Below are 18,146 nucleotides of genomic sequence, written 5' to 3'. Positions count from 1 at the left end.
AAGGTCCGGGGGAAGGTCGTGCGGAGCGGGGGTGCGGTCGAGCGGGGGGTGCTGTGCGCCCTGCCGTCTCAGGCCGTGCCGAGCGCGGCGCTGCGGGCGGCGAGGAAGGCCTTGTGCGGGTCGAGGTCCGGGTAGGACCAGGGGGCGGGGGTGGCATGGCTGCCGATGCGGTGGAAGAGCGCGGCGGCCTCGGCCGGGCGGCCCTCGCAGAGCTTGGCGTGGGCCAGGAAGTTGAGGTCGACCCGGTTGCGGGGGTGGTCCTCGCGCTCCCACTCCAGCCACCAGTCGAAGGCGGAGCGCAGCACCTGGCGGGCCCGGCGGCTCGACCAGTGGGCGGCGGCCCCGTCGGAGGTGCCGCCCCGGGTGGCGGCGAGCACCCGGTAGCGCTCGGCGTGGGCGATGACCGGGAGGACGGCGAGCGGGGAGTCGGCCGGGGACTCCTCGGCGGCCCAGGCGGCGAAGTCGTAGACCTCGTGGAGCGGGTCCTGGCCGGCGGCGGGGGTGTGCTCGGCCAGCTTGGCGACCATCAGGTGGTGGGCGTGGTGGTGCTCGCGGTGGCGGGCCCGGACCTGGTCGAAGTGGCGGCTGAACTCCTCCTCGGTGCCGAAGGCCCGGGTGAGCATGAGCAGCCCAAGCCAGGGGGTGGGGTCGGCGGGGAGCAGGGCGGCGGCCCGGCGGCAGGCCTCCTCGGCCGCCTCGGGGGTGCCCTTGCGGCGCAGGGCGGTGAAGACGGCGGCGCAGGCGAGCAGGGTGGCGGCGTCGGGGCTCTCGGGCTCGGCGAGCAGCCATTCGCGGGCCCAGGCGGTGGCGGCCGGGGTCTCGGCGAGCACCACGAGGCGGTGGCCGCGGCGGTCCCAGTCGTCTCCGGTGGTGACGAGGAGGGAGCGGGCCCTGGCCCACCGGCCTTGGGTGAACTGGGCCCGTACGTCCACCAGTTCGGTGTCGCACAGGGCCGGGTCGAAGAGCTGGGCGTCCCGCTTGCGGGCGCGGCCGAGGGGCGGCGGAGGCGGGGACATCCGCGGGTTTCCCTCCAGAACACGGGCGCGGGCGGGCGGTTTGGCTGGATGATCACGCACAGCAAACCGGTACGCACAGCTCCGCGTCAAGGTCCAGTCCACTGCGTGGCGCGTTTCAACTGGTGCGGACATGGCGACAGTTGGCGCGTTTCAACTCCTTCGCGGCCATCGCGGCGGCGACCGCAGGCTGGGCGCATGACGAGCTACGAGGATCTCCCGCCCGCCCTGTTCGCCTTCCCCGGCCCGCTGCGCGACTCCCTGGTGGCAGCGGTGCTCAGCGGGGAGAAGACCTCGACCACCGGGTTGCTGACCGAGTACGGGGCCGTGGGCGGTCCGCTGCCGGTGGTGGGCGGTCCGCTGCCGGTGGTGGGCGAGCGGATGGCGGTCGTGGACTCCGCGGAGCGTCCGGTGGCCGTCCTGGAGGTGACGGGCGTACGGGTGCCGCCGCTCGCGGGGGTCGACCTCGCGCACGCGCTGGACGAGGGCGAGGGGTTCACGTCCGTGGCCGAATGGCGCGCTGCGCACGAGCGGTACCGGCACGGTCCGCAGATCCGGGAGGTGCTCGGCGACCCGGGGTTCACGGTGGCCGACGACACGCCGGTCGTCGCGGAACGCTTCCGGGTCGTCGAGATCCTCCCGACCCCCTGAGGGCTCAGCCCACCGCCTCGGCCGCGGCGCGGCCGGCCGCGCGCCCCGAGAAGATGCAGCCGCCGAGGAAGGTGCCCTCCAGGGCGCGGTAGCCGTGGACCCCGCCGCCGCCGAAGCCGGCCGCCTCGCCCGCCGCGTAGAGTCCGGGCAGCGGTTCGCCCGACCCGGTGAGGACCCGGGACGACAGGTCGGTCTCCAGGCCGCCCAGGGACTTGCGGGTCAGGACGGAGAGCCGTACGGCGATCAGCGGGCCCGCCTTCGGGTCGAGGATCCGGTGCGGGGCGGCGGTGCGGATCAGCTTGTCGCCGAGGTACTTGCGGGCGCCGTGGATGGCCGTCACCTGGAGGTCCTTGGTGAAGGGGTTGGCGATCTCCCGGTCCCGGGCCACGACCTCCCGGCGGACGGTCTCCTCGTCGAGCAGGTCCTCCTTGGTGACCGCGTTCATGCCGCGCACCAGCGAGGCGAGGTCGCGTTCGACGACGAAGTCCGCGCCCCGTTCCATGAAGGCCTTCACCGGCCCCGGTACGGCCTGGCGCGCCCGGTCGATGACGTCGCGGACCGACTTGCCGGTCAGGTCGGGGTTCTGCTCGGAGCCGGAGAGGCCGAACTCCTTGCCGATGATGCGCTGGTTGAGCACGAACCAGGTGTGGTCGTGGCCGGTCTTCATGATGTGGTCGAGGGTGCCGAGGGTGTCGAACCCGGGGAAGAGCGGTACGGGCAGCCGCCTGCCGGTGGCGTCCAGCCAGAGCGAGGACGGTCCGGGCAGGATGCGGATGCCGTGCCCGGCCCAGATCGGGTTCCAGTTCTCGATGCCCTCGGTGTAGTGCCACATCCGGTCCTTGTTGATGTGGCTGGCCCCGGCCTCCTCGGCGATGCCGAGCATCAGGCCGTCCACGTGCGCCGGGACCCCGGAGAGCATCCGCCGCGGCGGGGTGCCGAGCCGCTGCGGCCACTGCCTGCGCACGAGGTCGTGGTTGCCGCCGATGCCGCCGCTGGTCACGATCACCGCCTGGGCCCGCAGGGAGAACGCCCCGGTGCTCTCGCGGCCGCTCGCGGTGCCCCGTACGGCATCCGAGGGCTCCAGGATCTCGCCGGTCACGGTGTCCAGGACGCCGGCCGTCCGGGCGAGCCCGGTGACCCGGTGGCGGAAGCCGAGCCTGACCAGGCCGCGGGCCACCCCGGCGCGGACCCGCCGCTCGAAGGGGGCGACGAGGCCGGGTCCGGTGCCCCAGGTGATGTGGAAGCGCGGGACGGAGTTGCCGTGGCCGTTGGCGTCGTAGCCGCCGCGTTCGGCCCACCCGACCACCGGGAAGAAGCGGACGCCCCGGGCGTGCAGCCAGGGCCGCTTCTCGCCGGCCGCGAAGTCGACGTACGCCTCGGCCCAGCGGCGCGGCCAGGCGTCCTCCTCGCGGTCGAAGCCGGCGGTGCCGCGCCAGTCCTGGAGGGCGAGCTCGCGGCTGTCCTTGATCCGCATCCGCCGCTGCTCGGGCGAGTCGACGAAGAACAGTCCGCCGAAGGACCAGTGCGCCTGTCCGCCGATCGACTGCTCGGGCTCCTGGTCGAGCAGGATGACCTTGCGGCCCGCGTCGACGAGCTCTGCGGTGGCCACGAGGCCGGCGAGCCCCGCCCCGATCACGATCACGTCTGCGTCGTACGTCATGGCGAACCCGTCCTCCGTCGGTGGTGGGGCAGATCCTTGGCTACGGAGCGGTAACCAGTCAACAGCGGTGGTTGGATGAGCCGTGTGAGTGCTGCTGACGAAGTGCTGGACGTGGTGGACCGGGACGACCGGGTGACGGGTCGGGCGCCGCGGGGCGAGGTGTACGCGCGCGGACTGCTCCACCGGTGCGTTTTCGTACAGGCCAGGGACGCGCGGGGACGGGTCTTCGTGCACCGGCGGACGGCGTCGAAGCTGGTCTTCCCCTCGGCGTACGACATGTTCGTGGGCGGGGTGGTCGGCGCGGGCGAGAGCTACGCCGGGGCCGCGCTGCGGGAGGCCGAGGAGGAGCTGGGCGTGGCGGGGCTGGCGCAGCCGGTGCCGCTGTTCAAGTTCCTGTACGAGGGGCCGGGCGGGGCCTGGTGGTCGTACGTGCACGAGGTGCGCTGTGACCTGCCGGTGCGCCCGCAGGAATCGGAGGTGGCCTGGCACGCGTGGCTCTCCGAGGAGGAGCTGGCGGGGCGGGTCGCGGACGGCGGGTGGGAGTGGGTGCCGGACGGACTGGAGGCGTACCGGCGGCTGCGCGCGCACCGGGAGCGTCACCAGTAGATTGACGGGGTGATCGACTTCGTCAAGGACGTGCGCCTCTGGTTCGCGCCGCAGCGCGTGAAGGACGAGGGCGAGACCCCCGACTACCGGTTCTCGCTCGCCAACGAGCGGACCTTCCTGGCCTGGATCCGGACCGCGCTCGCCCTGGTGGGCGGCGGATTCGCGGTGGACCAGTTCCTGCCGGACCTGCGCTGGGGGGTGCGGGTCGGGATGTCCCTCGCACTGCTCGCGGTGGGCGCCGCCTGCGCGCTGCGGGCGGTGAACCACTGGGTGCGGTGCGAGCGGGCGATGCGGCGGGGCGAGGACCTGCCGATCTCCCGGTTCCCGGTGGTGCTGAGCCTGGGGGTGGGGCTGGTCGCGGTGTCGATGGTGCTGGTGGTGCTGATGGGCTGGACGAGTCGGCCGTGACGGCCTCGGGTACGGCGGGCCGCGACGCGGGGCTGCAGCCCGAGCGGACCAGGCTGGCGTGGCGGCGTACGACGCTGGCGTGCTCGGTGACGGCGGTGCTGGCCCTGCGGACGGCGCTGCGCGGCTCGGGGTCCGCGGTGGAGGTGCTCGGGACGGCGGTGATCGTGCTGATCTGGCTGGCGTTCCTGGGGATCGCGCACCGCCGGGTGCGGCAGCTGGCGGCGGCCCGGCCGCCGGGGCTCGCGCCGCGGTCGGCGCTGGCGGCGGTGGCGTGCACGGTGGCGCTGTCGGTGTTCGCGGTGGCGGTCATCTTCTGAGCTGTCCGTCGGATGATCAGGCTTATCCGCGCCGCCCGGCACAGAACAGGCAATAAGGGACGTTCCGCATTAGCCTCGGCGCCATGACGACCATGCACCGGGAACACTCCACCCACACGCACGCCCACGGCCCCGACTGCGGCCACACCGAGGTCCCCCACGGGGACCACGTCGACTACGCGCACGACGGCCATCTGCACCGCGAGCACGCGGGGCACTGGGACGAGTGCGAGCCCGCGGCGCACGCCGCCCACGAGGACCACGACCACGCCCACGGGCCGGCCTGCGGGCACGAGGCGGTGCAGCACGGCGACCACGTGGACTACGTGCACGACGGGCACCGGCACGCCGAGCACGACGGCCACTACGACGACCACTGACCCCCGCCCTCCCCCGGCGCCGCCGCGGCTGGCAGGATGCTGACCGCTTGTCAGAGCGACCCGGGGAGAGCACGCATGACCGCCGAAGAGCCGTACCTCGTCCAGCCCGCGAACGGGGTGTACGCCTACGTCCAGCCGGACGGCGGCTGGTGCCTGAACAACGCCGGCTTCGTGAGCGACGGCGGCCGGACCCTGCTCATCGACACCGCGGCCACCGAGCGGCGGGCCCTGGCCCTGCGCGAGGCGGTCGTGGCGGCCGGAGTGCCGCTGCCGCGCACGGTGGTCAACACCCACCACCACGGCGACCACACGTACGGCAACGCCGTCTTCGCCCCCGAGGCGCTGATCCTCGGACACGACAACGCGCGCACCGAACAGATCGCGGCCGGGCACCAGCTGGAGCTGATCTGGCCGGCCACCGATTTCGGCTCGGTCGAGATCACCGCGCCGGACCTCACGTACAACGACCGGATGACCTTCCACCTCGGCGAGACGGAGGTCCGGGTCATCCACCCGGGCGTCGCGCACACCACCGGGGACTCGATCGTGTTCCTGCCCCGGCAGGGCATCGTCTTCACCGGCGACCTGGTCTTCGCCGAGGGCACGCCCTTCCTGGCGATGGGGTCGCTGGCCGGTTCGCTGCGGGCGCTGGAGCTGCTGCGCTCGCTGGGCGCGGAGACCGTCGTGCCGGGGCACGGGCCGCTGACCGACCCGTCGGCGTACGAGGCCACCGAGCGCTACCTGCGGTACGTGGCCGAGCTGGCCCGGGAGGGCCGGGCGAAGGGACTGAGCCCGCTGGAGGCGGCGCGCGCGGCCGATCTCGGTGAGTTCGCGGCCTGGCGGGAGAGCGAGCGGCTCGTGGCGAACCTGCACCGGGCGTACGCGGAGCTGGCCGGGGAACCGGAGGGGGCGCCGCTGAACATACTGGCGGTGCTCCAGGACATGACGGTGATGAACGGCGGGACGCCGATCCTCTGCCACGCGTGAGCCCGGGGGGTGCGGGCCGGAGGGGCTCCCCCTCCGGCCCGCACTCGTTCGCCGCGCACACTGGACGACATACCGACTGGTCGGCATGATGTGACTCGTTCGTTCCGTCTCGTCCACTCCGCACGGAGGTGCGCACCATGACCTCAGCGTCAGAGTCCGCTTCGCCCGGCCCCCGGGGCCTCGACCTGGAGCGGCTGCGCGACCATCTCGACCGGGCGCGGCCCGGGCTCGTGGCCGGGGCGCTGCACGGCCGGCTGATCGAAGGAGGCCGGTCGAACCTCACGTACGAGATCACCGACGGGGCCGGCCGCTGGGTGGTGCGCCGTCCTCCGCTCGGACACGTCCTGGCCACGGCGCACGACATGAAGCGCGAGCACCGGGTCATCCGGGCGCTGCACGGCACGGCCGTGCCGGTGCCCGAGCCGGTGCTCCTGTGCGAGGACGAGTCGGTCCTCGGGGCGCCGTTCTACGTGATGGAGTACGTGGACGGGGTCCCGTACCGCAGCGCCGGCCAGCTCGCCGGGCTCGGGCCCGAGCGCACCCGGCGGGCGGTGCTGGGCCTGGTGGACACCCTGGTCGACCTGCACGCGGTGGATCCGCAGGCGGTGGGCCTGGCCGACTTCGGCCGCCCCGAGGGCTTCCTCGACCGGCAGCTGCGGCGCTGGGGCAAGCAGCTCGACGCCTCCCGGGGGCGTGAACTCGCGGGCATCGACGAGCTGCACGCCGCGCTCGGCCGCTCGCTTCCCGCCTCCCCCGCCCCGACCGTGGTGCACGGGGACTTCCGGCTGGACAACGTACTGATCGGCGGTCCGGACGACACGATCCGGGCGGTGCTGGACTGGGAGATGTCCACGCTCGGGGATCCGCTGACCGATCTCGGGCTGCTGGTGATGTACAGCTCGGACCTGGGGCTGACGGACTCCCCGGTCAGCACGACGAGCGGCGCGCCCGGCCACCCGACGCCGGCCGAGCTGGTCGAGCGGTACGCCGCCCGCTCCGGGCGGGACACCAGCGCGATCGCCTGGTACACCGCCTTCGCCTGGTTCAAGCTCGCCGTGATCCTCGAGGGCATCCACTACCGCTACACGCTCGGGCAGACGGTGGGCGCGGGCTTCGACCGGATCGGCGATCTGGTCCCGGTGTTCATCGAGCACGGTCTGACCACCCTCCAGGGCCGCCGGCCCTTCGCAAACGGCCAGGAAGGCTGAGGCACACCCATGGACTTCGCATTCGACGCCCGGACCGAGGAACTCCGCGAGCGGCTCCTCGCGTTCATGGACGAGTACGTGTACCCGGCGGAACCCGTCGCCGCCGAGCAGCGCGCACGGCTGGCCTCGCCCTGGGACACCCCGGCCGTCTTCGGTGAACTGAAGGCCGAAGCGCGCCGTCAGGGCCTGTGGAACCTGTTCCTGCCCGATGCGGAGCACGGCGCCGGGCTGACCAACCTGCAGTACGCCCCGCTCGCCGAGATCACCGGCCGGAGCCCGCACCTGGCGCCGATGGCGACCAACTGCGCGGCCCCCGACACCGGCAACATGGAAGTGCTCGCGCAGTTCGGCAGCGAGGAGCAGAAGAAGCAGTGGCTGGAGCCGCTGCTGGCCGGGGAGATCCGGTCCGCCTTCGCGATGACCGAGCCGGAGGTGGCCTCCTCGGACGCGACGAACATCGAGACGCGGATCGAGCGGTCGGCGAGCGGTGGCGGGGCCGACGAGTACACGGTCACCGGACGCAAGTGGTTCATCTCCGGGGCCATGAACCCGGACTGCAAGGTCTTCATCGTCATGGGCAAGACCGACCCGGACGGCACCGATCCGCGCCGCCAGCAGTCGATGATCCTGGTCCCCCGCGACACCCCGGGTGTGGAGGTGCGCCGCGCGATGACCGTGTACGGGTACGAGGACCACGACCACGGCGGCCACGCCGAGGTGGTCTTCGACGGGGCCCGGGTGCCGGCCGCCAACCTGATCGGCGAGGAGGGCACCGGCTTCGCGATCGCCCAGGCCCGCCTCGGCCCGGGCCGGATCCACCACTGCATGCGGCTGATCGGCATGGCGGAGCGGGCCGTCGAGCTGATGTGCCGGCGCGCGGTGGGCCGCACCGCCTTCGGCAAGGAGCTGGCCGCGCAGGGGGTCGTGCAGAACTGGATCGCGGACGCACGGGTCACGGTGGAGCAGCTGCGTCTGCTGGTGCTCAAGACGGCCTGGCTGATGGACACGGTCGGCAATCGGGGCGCGCACACCGAGATCCAGGCCATCAAGATCGCGACCCCGCGGGCGGTGGTCCGGATCCTGGACGACGCGGTGCAGCTGCACGGCGCGGGCGGGGTGAGCCAGGACTTCCCGCTGGCCGAGCTGTGGGCGGCGGCGCGGACGCTGCGGCTGGCGGACGGGCCGGACGAGGTGCACCAGCGCTCGCTGGCGCACCGCGAGCTGAAGAAGTACGCGGGCCGCTCCTGAACGTGCAGGAATCGTGCAGGAGTTCTCGCGAACTCATGTGCGACGTGAAGGCGGTGCGGGGGGCCTTTTAAGAAACCTTGTTGAACAACCCCGAACCGCGGGTACGTTCTTGATTTGCGCCTGTCAATCGGAACAGGGTTCTCCAGAAAGTTTGACGCCCCACACGTCAGCAAGAGGAGAACTCTCCAGATGGCAACTCACAAGCGCTCGCGCACTTTCCGGTACGCGGCGGTCGGCACGGGAGCCGCCGCCGCGGCCGCCGTGGCCCTGATCGCCAGCCCCTTAGCGGGAGCGGCGACACCGGCTGAGGGCACGGTCTACGGACTGGGCGCACCCGGTGCGATCAGCGGTAGCTACGTCGTCATCCTCGACGCATCCGCGAACAAGGAAGAGCTGGCCAAGAAGTACGGCGGCGAGCTGAAGCGCACGTACAGCTCCGGGGTCAACGGCTTCTCGGCCGCCGGGCTGAGCGAGACCGAGGCCAAGCGGCTCGCCGCGGACCCGGCCGTCGGCAAGGTCGTGCAGAACAAGAAGTTCACCATCAAGGCCACCCAGGACAACCCTCCGTCATGGGGGCTGGACCGGATCGACCAGACGGCCAAGGCGGGCGACAAGAAGTACGACTACCCCGACAGCGCCGGCGAGGGCGTGACGGCGTACGTCATCGACACCGGCATCCGGACGACCCACAAGGACTTCGGCGGCCGCGCGACGTCCGGGTTCGACGCGGTGGACAACGACGACAAGGCCGATGACGGCAACGGCCACGGCACGCACGTCGCGGGCACCATAGCCGGGACCGCGCACGGCGTCGCCAAGAAGGCGAAGCTGGTCGCGGTGCGTGTGCTGGACGACAACGGCTCCGGCACCACCGAGCAGGTGGTCGCGGGGATCGACTGGGTCACCCAGCACCACTCGGGCCCCTCGGTGGCCAACATGAGCCTGGGCGGCGGCGCGGACGAGGCGCTCGACGAGGCGGTGCGCCGGGCCATCGCCTCGGGTGTCACCTTCGCGGTGGCGGCGGGCAACGAGTCCGCGGACGCCGGACAGGGCTCCCCCTCGCGGGTTCCCGAGGCGATCACCGTGGCGTCGAGCACCATCGACGACGAGCAGTCCTCGTTCTCGAACTTCGGCTCCGTGGTGGACCTGTACGCGCCGGGTTCGGACATCACGTCCGACTGGAACGACAGCGACACCGGTACGAAGACCATCTCGGGCACTTCGATGGCCACCCCGCACGTGGTGGGCGCCGCGGCGGTCTACCTGGCCGGGCACCCGTCCGCGACCCCGGCGCAGACGGCCGCGGCGCTGACGGCCGCGGCCACGAGCGGGGCCGTGACCAACCCCTCGGCGGGCACGGCGAACAAGCTCCTGAAGGTCACCCCGTAGGGATCCGGGTCCCCGGGGTCCCGGCTGGGGTCCGGGGGCTCGGGGACCCTAGGGGCGCAGGGCGCGCAGCAGCAGGTCGGCGAGGTGATCGGCGACCTGCTGCGGCGTGAGCGGACCGTCCGCCCGGTACCAGGTGGACAGGTGGTGGACCGAGCCGAAGTGGTAGTCCACCACCAGGTCCGCGGGGGTGGCGGTGGAGAACACCCCGGTGCGCTGGCCTTCCTCGACCAGCGCCCGGAACCGCTCGTGGTAGCGCCGGCGCTCCGCCCGCACCTGCTTGAACTTCTCCGGGCTGAGCTGGTGCATCGACCGGAAGAAGATCGCCGCGTCGTCGAGGTTCTCGATGGTGGTGACCACCACGTCGGCGGCCGCGGCGCGCAGCCGCTCCTCGACCGGGGCGCCGGAGTCGGCCACCACGTCCAGGCGCTGCTGCTGGAGGCGCAGCATCCGCGCGTACACCTCGTGCAGCAGGTCGTCCTTGGATCCGAAGTAGTGGTAGAGCGCGCCCTTGGTGACTCCGGCCGCCTCGACGATCTCCTGGACGGAGGTGCGGTCGTAGCCGCGTTCGGCGAAGAGCCGGGTGGCGACGGCCAGCAGCCGCTGCGGCACCGGGGTCTCGTGCGTGCCCTCGGGCTCCGTGGTCCTGGCAGCCATGGCGCTGACCTTCCCTTCCCTGTTCCCTGGTCCGTGAGACCAGCCGTGCGACCAGCCGTGCGATCCGCTGTACGACCGTACGGCTGTTTTCAGCCCCGGTCGCGCAGTTCCCGTCGCAGGATCTTGCCACTCGTCGTCTTCGGCAGGACAGGCAGGATCTCGACTTGGCGCGGGTACTTGTACGCCGCGATGCGCGCGGCGCAGTACGAGGAGAGCTCCTCCGGCTCCGCCGAGGCGCCGGGGCGCAGGCTCACGTACGCCTTCACGCTCTCGCCGCGGTACGGGTCCGGGACCCCGACCACGGCCGCCTCGCGCACGGCGGGATGGGTGTAGAGCACGTCCTCGACCTCGCGGGGCCAGACCTTGAACCCGGAGGCGTTGATCATGTCCTTCTTGCGGTCGACGACGTAGAGCCAGCCCTGCGCATCCATGAACCCGACGTCTCCGGTGCGCAGTTCACCGTCCGGGAAGGCCTTGGCGGTGTCCGCGGGCAGACCCCAGTAACCGGGGACGACCTGAGGTCCGCGGACGGCGATCTCGCCGGTCTCGCCGAAGGGCACCTCGGCGCCCTGCTCGTCCAGGATCCGTACGAGCGTGTCGGCGCCGGGCAGGCCCACGGAGAGGGTGCCGGAGGCGGGGTCCACCGGGGCTTCGAGGTGCACGGGCACGGAGGCGCAGGGGGCGGTGCACTCGGTGAGGCCGTATCCGTTGCGCAGGTAGAAGCCGTAGGCGGCGCGCAGGCGCGCGACGAGGGCGGGCGGGAGCGGGGCGCCGCCGGAGGAGAGCACCTGGAAGGAGGCGAAGTGGTCCGCGGTGGCCTCGGGGTGGGCGGCGAGGGCCATGAAGGCGGTGGCCGGGCCGACGGTGTAGGCGGGGCGGTGTGCGAGGAAGGCGTCGAGGACGACGCCGGCGTCGAAACGGTGGGCGAGGACGAGGGTGCCGGCGTTGGCGAAGCAGGCGCCGAGCTCGCAGACCATGCCGGTGATGTGGAAGAGGGGGGCGAGGGCGAAGTAGGTGGCGCCCTCGGGAAGGGGGTGCCCGGTGACCTGCCGGACGGCGTTGTGGGTGAGCGCGCCGTGCGGGTTCATGGCGCCCTTGGGGGTGCCGCTGGTGCCGGAGGTGTAGCTGATGAGCGCGGTGTCGGCGGCGGTGAGGGCGGGGTCCGGCGGGGCGGGACGGCCCAGCCGGGCCACGGCGGTGAGGTCGGCAGGGGTGAGGTCGGCAGGGGTGAGGTCGGAGGGGGGCACCGGGGTGACCGGAGCGGCCTGCCCCGCGTCCCGCCCGGCGGTCAAAGCGGCGTCCCGTTCCCGCGGCGCGGGCTCCGCCGGGGTGAAGACGCGCGGGTCGTTCCGGGTCTGGAAGTCCCGGTCCGAGGCCGTCAGGGCGATCCGCACGGCCGTGCCACGGACCGCGTCGGCCGCGTACGCCGTCCACGCGCGGCCGTCGCAGACCAGCGCGGCGGCCCCGGAGTCGCGCAGGATGTGCCCGATCTCGCCCGCTTTGTACATGGGGTTGAGCGGGACGACCACCGCTCCGGCCTTCCAGGCGGCCAGGACGGCGAGCACGTAGTGCGGGGTGTTCTGGAGCATGACGGCGACCCGGTCGCCGCGGCCGATGCCGTGCGCGGCGAGGTGGCCGGCGACGGAGTCGGAGAGCGCGTCGGTCTCCGCGTAGCCGATGCGGCCGTCGAAGTAGGCCAGCGCGGTGCGTCCGGGGGCGCGGGCGACGGCCTCGCGGAAGGCGTGCAGCAGGCTGGGCGGCGGGGAGACCGGGGCGCGCTGGGCGGGGCTGAGCAGGGCCAGCCACGGCTTGGCGGCGTAGCGGGAGGGCTGGGCGGGCGGCTGGCTCGGCGGCGTCACCTGGTCTCCCACTTCTGCTGGATGTGGTTCATGCCGGTGAGCCAGCGGTCCGGTTCGGTGGCCCGGGCGGCGTAGTAGTCCGCCACCTCGGGGTGCGGGAGGATCAAGAACCGGCCCTTCTCCATGCCGTCGAACAGTGCGTCCGCAACCGCTTCCGGCTCGATCGCGGTCGGCGTGAGGACGAGTTCGCCCGCCGAGCCCGCTGCCGTCAGCATGTCGGTGCGGACCCCTTGCGGGCAGATGGCGTGGACCTGGAGGCCGCGGTGGCGGTAGGTCAGCGAGAGCCACTCCGCGAAGGCGAACGCACCGTGCTTGGTGACACTGTACGGCGCCGCCCCGATCATGGTCAGCAGCCCTGCGGCCGAGACGGTGGACACGAAACGCCCGCTCCCGCGCTCCAGCCAGTCGGGCAGCAGCAGCCGGGCCGCGCGGACGTGCGCCATGACGTTGGTGTCCCAGGCCGCCTCCCACACGGTCTCGTCGGCGAACGCGTCGCCGCCCGAGCCGAGTCCGGCGTTCGCGCAGTAGACGTCCACCCGGCCGCCGAGGGCCTCGCGGGCCTCCGCGACGACGGCCGATGCGTCGCCCGGCACCGCGATCGCCCGGGCCCCGATCTCGCCCGCCACGGCGGCGGCCTTGGCGCCGTCGAGGTCGTTGACCACCACCGTGGCCCCCTCGGCGGCGAAACGGCGGGCGAGGGCGGCTCCGATGCCGCCGCCCGCGCCGGTGACGACGACTCGCTGGTCCTGGTACGCGTTCACGGGATCACCCTTCATGGCGTTCACGGTGTTCATGGCCGGATGCCGGGCAGACTAACCGGTCGGTATGTCGGGGTGGAAGGGGGTCGGCACCTAGCGTGGCCGGATGACGCTGTCGCGACGGGGGCTGCTGGGACTGGCGGGGACGACGGGGGCCTTGGGGACCCTGGGGGCGGTCGGTGCGGCGCCGGGCCGGGCCCCCGACCCTGCGGACACGGCCGCCCAGCGGGTGCGCACCGGCTTCGAACAGCTCGCCGCGGACGGGTACGAGCTGCTCGCCGGCCGGCGGGTGGGGGTCGTCACCAACCCCACCGGGATCACCGCCGACGCCCGCCACCTGGTCGACGTACTGCACGCGGACGCGCGGGTGAAGCTGGTCGCGGTGTTCGGGCCGGAACACGGCTTCCGCGGCACCGCACAGGCGGGCGACTCCGAGGCGGCCGGGCGCGATCCGGCCACCGGGCTGCCGGTGTACGACACGTACGGCAAGAGCGGGCAGAAGCTCGCGGACGTGTTCACGGCCGCCGGTATCGACACCGTCGTCTTCGACGTCCAGGACGTCGGGGCGCGCTTCTACACCTACATCTGGACCTTGTACGACTGCATGCGCGCGGCCGCGCTGGCCGGCAAGGCGGTGGTGGTGCTGGACCGGCCGAACCCGGTGGGCGGCCGGCGGGCCGCCGGGCCCGTACTGCAGAGCGCGTACGCGAGCGGCGTGGGCCGGGAGCCGATCGCGCTCGCGCACGGGATGACGGTGGCCGAGCTGGCCCTGCTGTTCAACACGGAGTTCCTGGCGGCGAAGCCGGTCAGTCTGAGCACCGTCCGCATGACCGGGTGGCGGCGGGACTCCTTCTTCGGGGCGACCGGGCTGCCCTGGGTGCCGCCGAGTCCGAACGTGCCGACCCCGGACACGGCGCTCGTGTACGCCGGCACCTGCCTGTTCGAGGGCACCAACCTGTCCGAGGGGCGCGGGACGACCACGCCGTTCGAGGTGGTCGGCGCGGAGGGCGTGGCCCGGCGCTGGGCGGAGGCGGCGCAGGCGCTCGGGCTGCCCGGGGTGTGGTTCCGGGAGGCGTACTTCACGCCGACCTTCTCCAAGTTCACCGGCAAGCTCTGCGGCGGGGTCCGGCTGATCGTGCACGACCGGGCGGCCTTCGACCCGGTGCGGGCCGGGATCGGGCTGCTCGTGACCGCGAAGCGGACGTGGAGCGGCTTCGCATGGCGCACGGACCACTGGATCGACCAGCTGACGGGCTCGGACCGGGTGCGGAAGATGGTGGACGCGGGGGCGGGGGTCGAGGAGATCGCGGGCGACTGGGCGGCGGGGCTGGAGCGGTTCGCGCAGGTGCGGGGGCGGTACCTGCTCTATCCCTGAACCCGCGGGGAGGCGTGTCGATCCGCGTGGTTCCTCGTCAAGCCTCGTGAATTCTCGTGAAGCCACGTGAATTCTCGTGAATCCGTGGGCTGCACGGGTCTGGCCGGGTAAGGGCGACGGCAGGATGCTGGACGGCACCGGAGAGACGGCGCGGAGGGGGACCTCATGTCGGATGCAACGGCGGTGGGCGGCGGGATCGGGGTCGGTCCGTACGCGGAGCTGACCTTCGATGCCGAGGGCGACGTGGACCCGGGCAGCCGGGATGCGGCGGCCGCACTGGAGGCCACCGACCTGCTGGTGTTCGCGCACGGCTGGAACAGCGACCGGGCGACATCGACCCGGCTCTTCGACCGTTTCTACGCGCCCTTCCCCGAGTTGGTGGGGTCGGGGGTGCGCCTGGGGTACGTGGGAGTCGTCTGGCCCTCGATCCGGTTCTCGGACGAGCCGATACCGGACTTCGACCCCCACGGCGCGCTCGCGGAGCCCGGCCACGGGACGGCCCTGGACCCCGCCACGCTGCGGGCGCTCGGGGAGTTCTGGCCGGGACGGGTGGCGGAGCTGGACCGGATCGCCGAACTGCTGCAGGACCGGCCGGAGTCGGCGGCGGCCTTCACCGAGTTCGGGGCGCTCGTACGGGAGCTGGCGGGCGTGGACGTGGTAGACGCGCCGGGTGCGGCGGGTATCGCCGGGCCGGCGGGTGCGGGGGGCTCGGGGGTCGCCGGGGTCGCCGGGCCGGCCGTACGGGACGTGCCCGCCATCTTCACGCTGGACGTGCTGGAGGTGTGCCGCGCCCTCACCGAGGGGCTGGTCGAGGCGGGCGCGCCGTCCGGGGACGCCGCCGGGCCCGGCTTCTCCCTCGGCGGCGGCCTCCACGCGCTGTGGAACGGCGCCAAGGAGCTGCTGCGGCAGGCCACGTACTACCAGATGAAGAAGCGGGCCGGAGTCGTCGGCGAACGCGGCCTCGGCCCGGTGCTGGCCGAACTGGCGGGCCGCCGACCGGCCCTGCGGATCCATCTGATCGGGCACAGCTTCGGGGCCCGGGTGGTCTCCTTCTCCCTGCGCGCGGTGCCGGACGGCGCCCGGTACGTGAAGTCCGCGACCCTGCTCCAGGGGGCCTTCTCCCACTACGCCTTCACCGACCGGCTCCCCCACGACAAGGGCAGCGGCGGCGCCCTGCGCGGGATGCAGCGCAGGGTCGACGGCCCGGTGGTCGCCTGCCACTCGCCGTACGATTCGGCCCTCAAGGTCTTCTACCCGCTGGCCTCGCGTATGGCAGGGGATTCGGCCGGTCTTCTCGGCTTCGACGAGCGGTGGGGCGCGATCGGTCACGACGGGGTGCAGGCGGTGCCCGGCGCGCCGCGGCTCACCCTCGACGCGGCCCTGCGCGCGGGGGTCCCGGAGGCCGGTTGCGTCAGTGTGGACACCGGGTCCGTGGTGCGCCGCGGCGGTCCGCCGTCGGGGGCGCACAGCGACATCTGTCACGAGGAGCTGGCCCGGCTCGTGGTTGCCGCGGGGCGCATGGGGCGCTGACATCCGGCCATGTGCCACCCGCACGCCTCGACCGCCCCCGCATGCGCCCGCACCTGGCCGGGCATGTTGGGCACATCTCACGGTGCGTCGTCGTTCGACCTGACGACGCCCCCCGGTGCGGGCGTGGGCGCGACGGAGGTGAAGGTGTCATGGCGGGATTCCGAAGTCTGGCGTACCAGGTGCGGGACGCACGCAATGACCGTGCCCTGCGCCGCCATTCGCTGCGCCGCTGCCTGGAGCGGTTCGCTCCGTACGGGCACCGGGCGACGTGGTGGCATCTGTGCGACCGGCACGGCATCGCCCCCGAGGACAGGGGGGCCGATCCGCTGCGGCTGGTGGCGGCGTTGGAGGAGCTGGAGGACGCGCGGGCGGTCTGGCTGGAGTACGAGCGGCAGTTCGCGGAGCGGCGCCGGCGGGAGAAGCACCACGGGCTGCGCCGGCCCGAGTGGGCCTGGGGCGGCAGCGGGGACGCGGTGGTGCGCTGTGCCGATCCGGGGGTGCGGCCGGACGGGACGCTGGGCGAGGTGCTGCGACGGCTGGTCGCGGCACTGGAATCGGAGCCCGGGACGGGGTGTCCGGTCTGCGGGGAGCAGGAGCTGCGCTGGCCCGCGCACGGGCCGGGGCAGAGACGGGGGCCCCGTGCGGGGCATCGCACCTGGGAGGGTGCCTGGGCCTGGGACGGTCCGGTGTGCGCGGGATGCGGGATCGTCGTGCCGAGGCCGGCGCTGGCGGAAGCGGTGTCGATGACCGACCCGGCTGCGGCGGGGGCGGCGTGATCCGGCGGGGACTCGGGGCGGCGGGGTGACGGAGCCGGCTTCGGTGGCGGGGCCGGTTCCCGCGGAGGGGCGGGCTTCCGCGGAGCGGCCGGCTTCCGCGGAGGCGCCGGTTTCGGTTTCCGTGTCGCTGAACGGGGCGCGCGGCCGCGCCGAGGGCGGCGCCGTGCCCCTGACCCCGCCGGAGGTGGTGGAGTCGGCGCTGGCGGCGGTGGCCGCCGGGGCCGGGGAGGTACTGGTCCATCCGCGGACCCCGTGCGGCCGGGAGAGCCTGTCGCCCCGGGTCGTGGGGGCACTGCTGGAGGCGATGCGGGGCGCGGGGGTCTCCGTACCGCTTTCGGTGTCCGCGGGGATCGGGGCCGAGCCGGATCCGGCGGGGCGGCTGGAGCGGGTCCGGTCGTGGACGGTGCTCCCGGACCGGGCGGTGGTGCATTTCGCGGAGCCGGGGGCCGAGGAGCTGGCGCGGGCCCTGCTCGCGCGGGGCGTGGCCGTGGACGCGGTGGTTCCGCTGGGCGGGGAGGCGGGCGGCCGGCTCGCGGCGGAGCCGGGCGCCGGGCCGGGGAGCGAGCCCGGGCCGCTGGCGCGGTTCCTGGCCTGGCCGGTACGGGATCCGGCGCGGATACGGCTCGCGGTGGAGCTGGCCTCGGCAGATCCGGCGCTGGTGGCGGGGCTGAGGTGGCTGCCACCGGTGCCGCTGCAGCTCTTCGGTCAGGAGGCCGCCGCCTGGCCGGTGCTGCGGCTGGCCGCGCGGTGCGGTGCGGGCGCGCGGACCGGCGTGGGCGACGTACTGCGCCTGCCGGACGGCCGCCCGGCGCGGTCGAACGCCGAGCTGGTGGCGGCGGCCCGCGAGATCGTCGGTGCCTCGGCTACAGCCGGGAGCCGGTGAGCCGGTCGCCGAAGACGTCGTCCGGATTGGACAGGGCGCAGTTCTTCAGCGAGAGGCAACCGCAGCCGATGCAGTCGGTCAGGTGGTCGCGCAGCCGCGCCAGCTGGGTGATCCGCTGCTCCAGCTCGGTGCGCCAGGCCTCCGAAAGCCGGGCCCAGTCCTCCCGGTTGGGGGTACGCCCCTCGGGGAGCTGCGCGAGGGCCTCGCGGATGGCGGCGAGCGGGATCCCCACGCGCTGGGCCGCGCGTACGAAGGCCACCCGGCGCAGGGCGTCGCGGCTGTAGCGGCGCTGGTTGCCGGCGGTGCGGCGGCTGCTGATCAGGCCCTTGGTCTCGTAGAAGTGCAGCGCGGAGACGGCCGCGCCGCTGCGGGCGGACAGCTGGCCGACGGTGAGCTCGTGGACTTTTTCGGGAATCTGCGGCACGAGGCCGAGGGTAGTCGGCC

19 protein-coding genes are annotated in these 18,146 nt (G+C 73.5%); 13 read left to right on the top strand and 6 right to left on the bottom strand.

Going from position 1 to position 18,146, the window contains the following annotated elements; translation table 11 throughout:
* Positions 1 to 68: 68 nt before the first annotated feature.
* On the bottom strand, positions 69 to 1,016 hold the full coding sequence (locus tag K7B10_RS30785) for a hypothetical protein (protein ID WP_229341069.1): 948 nt from the start codon (positions 1,014 to 1,016) through the stop codon (positions 69 to 71).
* Positions 1,017 to 1,211: 195 nt separating this feature from the next.
* On the opposite strand from K7B10_RS30785, the gene K7B10_RS30780 reads away from it, so the two are divergent.
* Positions 1,212 to 1,664: an ASCH domain-containing protein gene (locus tag K7B10_RS30780; RefSeq protein ID WP_229341067.1), complete on the top strand. Its 453-nt coding sequence runs from the start codon at positions 1,212 to 1,214 to the stop codon at positions 1,662 to 1,664.
* 4 nt (positions 1,665 to 1,668) lie between these two features.
* Here K7B10_RS30780 and K7B10_RS30775 read toward each other — a convergent pair whose 3' ends face one another.
* Complete coding sequence (locus K7B10_RS30775) at positions 1,669 to 3,324, bottom strand: FAD-binding dehydrogenase (protein ID WP_229341066.1); 1,656 nt, start codon at positions 3,322 to 3,324, stop codon at positions 1,669 to 1,671.
* 75 nt (positions 3,325 to 3,399) lie between these two features.
* On the opposite strand from K7B10_RS30775, the gene K7B10_RS30770 reads away from it, so the two are divergent.
* The 8 genes from K7B10_RS30770 to K7B10_RS30735 all read left to right on the top strand — a co-directional run bounded on the left by K7B10_RS30770 (position 3,400) and on the right by K7B10_RS30735 (position 9,867).
* Entirely contained in the window at positions 3,400 to 3,930 is a 531-nt protein-coding gene (locus tag K7B10_RS30770) for an NUDIX hydrolase (RefSeq protein WP_229341064.1), read from the top strand.
* Positions 3,931 to 3,939: 9 nt separating this feature from the next.
* The gene (locus K7B10_RS30765; RefSeq protein ID WP_229341062.1) at positions 3,940 to 4,338 is read left to right on the top strand and encodes a YidH family protein; all 399 of its coding nucleotides are present in this window, start codon (positions 3,940 to 3,942) and stop codon (positions 4,336 to 4,338) included.
* Entirely contained in the window at positions 4,335 to 4,655 is a 321-nt protein-coding gene (locus K7B10_RS30760; RefSeq protein WP_229341060.1) for a DUF202 domain-containing protein, read from the top strand. The genes K7B10_RS30765 and K7B10_RS30760 overlap by 4 nt, the downstream gene beginning before the upstream one ends.
* A gap of 83 nt (positions 4,656 to 4,738) precedes the next feature.
* On the top strand, positions 4,739 to 5,035 hold the full coding sequence (locus tag K7B10_RS30755) for a hypothetical protein (RefSeq protein ID WP_229341058.1): 297 nt from the start codon (positions 4,739 to 4,741) through the stop codon (positions 5,033 to 5,035).
* A 75-nt stretch (positions 5,036 to 5,110) separates the two neighbouring features.
* Positions 5,111 to 6,022, top strand: a complete 912-nt coding sequence (locus K7B10_RS30750) for an MBL fold metallo-hydrolase (RefSeq protein WP_229341056.1) — start codon at positions 5,111 to 5,113, stop codon at positions 6,020 to 6,022.
* A gap of 137 nt (positions 6,023 to 6,159) precedes the next feature.
* A complete protein-coding gene (locus tag K7B10_RS30745; protein WP_229341054.1) occupies positions 6,160 to 7,230 on the top strand; it encodes a phosphotransferase family protein in 1,071 nt (356 codons plus the stop codon).
* A 9-nt stretch (positions 7,231 to 7,239) separates the two neighbouring features.
* Positions 7,240 to 8,478, top strand: a complete 1,239-nt coding sequence (locus K7B10_RS30740) for an acyl-CoA dehydrogenase family protein (RefSeq protein WP_229341052.1) — start codon at positions 7,240 to 7,242, stop codon at positions 8,476 to 8,478.
* A gap of 189 nt (positions 8,479 to 8,667) precedes the next feature.
* On the top strand, positions 8,668 to 9,867 hold the full coding sequence (locus K7B10_RS30735) for a S8 family peptidase (protein WP_229341050.1): 1,200 nt from the start codon (positions 8,668 to 8,670) through the stop codon (positions 9,865 to 9,867).
* 48 nt (positions 9,868 to 9,915) lie between these two features.
* Here K7B10_RS30735 and K7B10_RS30730 read toward each other — a convergent pair whose 3' ends face one another.
* From K7B10_RS30730 to K7B10_RS30720, 3 genes are all read right to left on the bottom strand, one after another.
* Positions 9,916 to 10,521: a TetR/AcrR family transcriptional regulator gene (locus K7B10_RS30730; protein ID WP_030860355.1), complete on the bottom strand. Its 606-nt coding sequence runs from the start codon at positions 10,519 to 10,521 to the stop codon at positions 9,916 to 9,918.
* Between the two features lie 89 nt (positions 10,522 to 10,610).
* Complete coding sequence (locus K7B10_RS30725; RefSeq protein WP_229341048.1) at positions 10,611 to 12,380, bottom strand: AMP-binding protein; 1,770 nt, start codon at positions 12,378 to 12,380, stop codon at positions 10,611 to 10,613.
* Complete coding sequence (locus K7B10_RS30720) at positions 12,377 to 13,174, bottom strand: SDR family oxidoreductase (RefSeq protein ID WP_229341046.1); 798 nt, start codon at positions 13,172 to 13,174, stop codon at positions 12,377 to 12,379. Before K7B10_RS30720 ends, K7B10_RS30725 begins: the two co-directional genes overlap by 4 nt.
* Before the next feature lie 70 nt (positions 13,175 to 13,244).
* Between K7B10_RS30720 and K7B10_RS30715 the strand changes: the two genes are divergently transcribed.
* From K7B10_RS30715 to K7B10_RS30700, 4 genes are all read left to right on the top strand, one after another.
* A complete protein-coding gene (locus tag K7B10_RS30715; protein ID WP_229341044.1) occupies positions 13,245 to 14,513 on the top strand; it encodes an exo-beta-N-acetylmuramidase NamZ family protein in 1,269 nt (422 codons plus the stop codon).
* A gap of 165 nt (positions 14,514 to 14,678) precedes the next feature.
* Positions 14,679 to 16,043, top strand: a complete 1,365-nt coding sequence (locus K7B10_RS30710) for a serine-threonine protein kinase (protein ID WP_229341042.1) — start codon at positions 14,679 to 14,681, stop codon at positions 16,041 to 16,043.
* Between the two features lie 149 nt (positions 16,044 to 16,192).
* Complete coding sequence (locus K7B10_RS30705) at positions 16,193 to 16,819, top strand: hypothetical protein (RefSeq protein ID WP_229341040.1); 627 nt, start codon at positions 16,193 to 16,195, stop codon at positions 16,817 to 16,819.
* A 121-nt stretch (positions 16,820 to 16,940) separates the two neighbouring features.
* Positions 16,941 to 17,702 (top strand): 3-keto-5-aminohexanoate cleavage protein, encoded by a 762-nt coding sequence (locus tag K7B10_RS30700; RefSeq protein WP_229341038.1) that lies wholly within the window; start codon positions 16,941 to 16,943, stop codon positions 17,700 to 17,702.
* Here K7B10_RS30700 and soxR read toward each other — a convergent pair.
* A complete protein-coding gene (gene soxR, locus K7B10_RS30695; protein ID WP_308284648.1) occupies positions 17,683 to 18,126 on the bottom strand; it encodes a redox-sensitive transcriptional activator SoxR in 444 nt (147 codons plus the stop codon). The genes K7B10_RS30700 and soxR overlap by 20 nt on opposite strands.
* Positions 18,127 to 18,146: the final 20 nt, after the last annotated feature.

The sequence above is a fragment of the Streptomyces flavotricini genome (genome assembly GCF_020639365.1).
Classification (GTDB): Bacteria; Actinomycetota; Actinomycetes; order Streptomycetales; family Streptomycetaceae; genus Streptomyces; species Streptomyces flavotricini.
The sequence above is the reverse complement of the archived record's forward strand: the minus strand, read 5'-3'. Positions and strand labels throughout refer to the sequence as shown.